This is a genomic window from Pseudomonas sp. P5_B2 (genome assembly GCF_056400445.1).
This window is the reverse complement of the sequence record NZ_JBFULH010000500.1, coordinates 1-3,012: the sequence shown is the minus strand read 5'-3', so window position 1 is coordinate 3,012 and position 3,012 is coordinate 1. Positions and strand designations below refer to the sequence as shown.

Here is a 3,012-nt window from a genome sequence, read left to right as displayed (position 1 = left end):
ACTTTGCTCAGGGCCACGAACAGGGTGGCCTGCTCCCGGCTGATCAAGGCGAAGGACACAAACACCGGGTTGAACGAGACGTCGCCACCACGCAGATTGAACAACCAGGCGATGTCATCAAGGGTGGCGATAAAATGCCAGTCAGCGCCACGATCTTTCAGCACCTCGCGCAGTTTCGCGAGTTTTTCACCACGACTGACCGTAGCCTGTGGTGGCAAATGTTGATAGATCGGTTCATTCGGCAACGTCGGGCGGTCGCTCCAGACTTCGCTCAACAGATCGAGGTCGGTACGCAGGCGGGCGCCGCGCTCTTCGAGTTTTCCACCCAGCGTACGAGCAGAGGCCACAGCCATCACCGCACCATCCACCGCGACTACGCCCCCTTCAGGGGTTTTTTCAGCCAGCCAGTCCAGCGGGCCGGGTTGACCCGGTTGCAGCTTGACCAGTTCGATGCCGCTGCCCTTGAGCTCCTTGGACGCTTGCTCCCAATAACGGCTGTCGGCCCAGACGCCGGCAAAATCCGGCGTCACGATCAGAGTGCCGACTGAACCATGGAAACCCGACAACCATTGCCGTCCCTGCCAGTAACCAGGCAAGTATTCCGACAGGTGTGGATCGGCCGACGGCACCAGCAAGGCATGAATGCCTTCGCGGCTCATCAGTTCGCGGGTTTGTGCCAGGCGCTGGGGCACCGATCCATTGATCGAAGGCTGGGTACTCATCGTGTCTCCTGCTAATCACTTCAGCTTTATTGTTGAGTGCCGATCCGAGTCGGCGCTTTAAGGCGCTACTGCCAGAATGCCGGGGCACTGGCGCAGGCCACTTTGATCAGATGCACCGCTTGGTCGATGTCTTGCTCGGTGGTGAACCGGCCGAGACTCAAGCGAATCGTGCGACTTGCCGAGCGGGCGTCATGCCCCAAGGCCAGAAGCACATGGGATGGAACATTGCTGGCAGAGTTACAGGCCGACGTTGCAGAAAAGGCGATCGAATGACTCAACGCCGCAGAATTGAACTCAMCCTCGCTAAAGGTCAGGCTCAGGGTATGAGGAATACGTTGGGTCGGGCTGCCATTGAGGCGAACGCCAGGAAGGCTCAGCAACTGCTCAAGCAAACGTTCACGTAAACGCATGATCGTGGCTTTCTCTTCATCGAATGCAGCACCGGCCAAAGCGAAGGCGACACCCATGGCTGCGATCTGATGGGTTGCCAGGGTGCCTGAGCGCAATCCGCCCTCGTGACCACCGCCGTGAATCTGTGCCTGCAAGCGTTGCTCCGCACGCGGACCGACGTAAAGCGCCCCTATGCCTTTGGGGCCGTAGATTTTGTGCGCGGAAAACGACATCAGGTCTACCGGCAAGCGGGCCAGATCGATGGCTACCTTGCCAGCGCCCTGAGCGGCGTCGACATGGAACAACGCATCGCGTGCACGCACGACTTCGCCAATGGCGGCAATATCGTTGACCGTGCCCAGTTCGTTGTTGACCAGCATCAGCGACACCAGAAAGGTGTCTTCGCGCATCGCTTCGCTGACCGCTTTTGCAGTGATCAAACCGTCGGCGTCAGGCACTAGATACGTCACCGCAACACCGGCGTCCTGCAATTGTTTCGCCGTGTCGAGAATCGCCTTATGTTCGATCTGACTGGTAATGATGTGCCCGCCGCTGACAGCGCGGGCCTGGGCGACGCCTTTAAGCGCGAGGTTGTTGGATTCGGTGGCACCGGAGGTCCAGACGATCTGTGCAGCCTGTGCACCGACCAGTTCGGCGACCTGCTGCCGGGCGTGCTCGACCGACTGCCGGGCATGCTGACCAAAGGCATGGGAACTGGACGCCGGGTTGCCGAAATTGCCGGTAAAACCCAGGCACTCGACCATGACCTTGATAACCCGCTCATCCACCGGCGTGGTGGCGGCGTAATCGAAATACAACGGACGTTTATTCATAAAAGACTCGCAGAGCGTGTTCCGGGATCAGGAGGCTCGTAACGGAAACGTCAAAGCGCAGCCTTGTGAGCTGCGCCGACATTTCAGTACGTTAGAAATACCTGATCAGAGGCCGTTAAAGAAGAACAACTTCATTTAAAAGTGCGTAGGAACGCTCCTGAAGTCGAGCTTAACAGGCATCGGGCAAGCGGTTGAAGCAATGCCTCAGCTAATGCTTTCAAGAAGTAACGGATACAGCGAAGCCACCAACAGCGCCGCCATGCCCCAATTGAACAGACGCAGMCAGCGGCGATCCTTCAACACATTGCGCAACAAAGTGCCGCACGCAGCCCAAACGCTGACACTCGGCAAATTGATCAACGCGAACACCGCCGCAATCACCAGCACATTGGTGAAATAGCCCTGCATCGGCGTGTAGGTGCTGATGGCACCGATGGCCATGATCCACGCCTTGGGATTGACCCATTGAAACGCTGCTGCGCCCAAGTAGCTGATGGGTTTGCTCTCGCCGTTCTCGCTTTCGGAGACCGGACCTGAATGGGCAATTTTCCACGCCAGGTACAGCAAATACGCCGCGCCGACATAGCGCAGCACGGTGTAGAGCATGGGATAGGTTTGAAACACGGCGCCGAGACCGAAACCGACGGCGACCACGAGGACAAAGAAGCCACAGGTGATTCCCAGCATATGCGGGATGGTACGGTTAAAGCCGAAGTTCACACCCGATGCCAGCAACATGGTGTTGTTGGGGCCGGGAGTGATCGAGGTGACGAGCGCAAACAGGGCGAAGCCCATCAGCAGGTCGAGTGAAAGCGTCATGAGCGACAGTCCATTAGGGTCAATCGGGTGTTAAGACCCTATCGCACGCCTTGCGGGAATCCCACGGACAGTTACGTAAAACTTCGAGCGGTACAGTTTTCGATCAGCTTGGACGACCGTGAAGCTGTACAGCACGTTCAGCGTTCATTTCGCCTCGTTTATCGAAACCGAAGGTTCTTTGCGGTTGGCCGAGCAATGCCGCTTTCTTCGCGTGGTACTCCTGGAAGGACAGGCTACGACGATTCAAC

General features: G+C 57.7%; 3 protein-coding genes. All 3 read right to left on the bottom strand.

Going from position 1 to position 3,012, the window contains the following annotated elements; translation table 11 throughout:
* Positions 1-722 (bottom strand): aminopeptidase P family N-terminal domain-containing protein (locus tag AC1DRJ_RS22985; protein WP_477804172.1); only part of this gene is annotated, 722 nt, incomplete at its 3' end.
* Positions 723-787: 65 nt separating this feature from the next.
* Positions 788-1,945: a cysteine desulfurase family protein gene (locus AC1DRJ_RS22980; RefSeq protein ID WP_477804171.1), complete on the bottom strand. Its 1,158-nt coding sequence runs from the start codon at positions 1,943-1,945 to the stop codon at positions 788-790.
* Positions 1,946-2,149: 204 nt separating this feature from the next.
* Positions 2,150-2,764: a LysE family translocator gene (locus AC1DRJ_RS22975; protein ID WP_477804170.1), complete on the bottom strand. Its 615-nt coding sequence runs from the start codon at positions 2,762-2,764 to the stop codon at positions 2,150-2,152.
* Positions 2,765-3,012 lie beyond the last annotated feature (248 nt).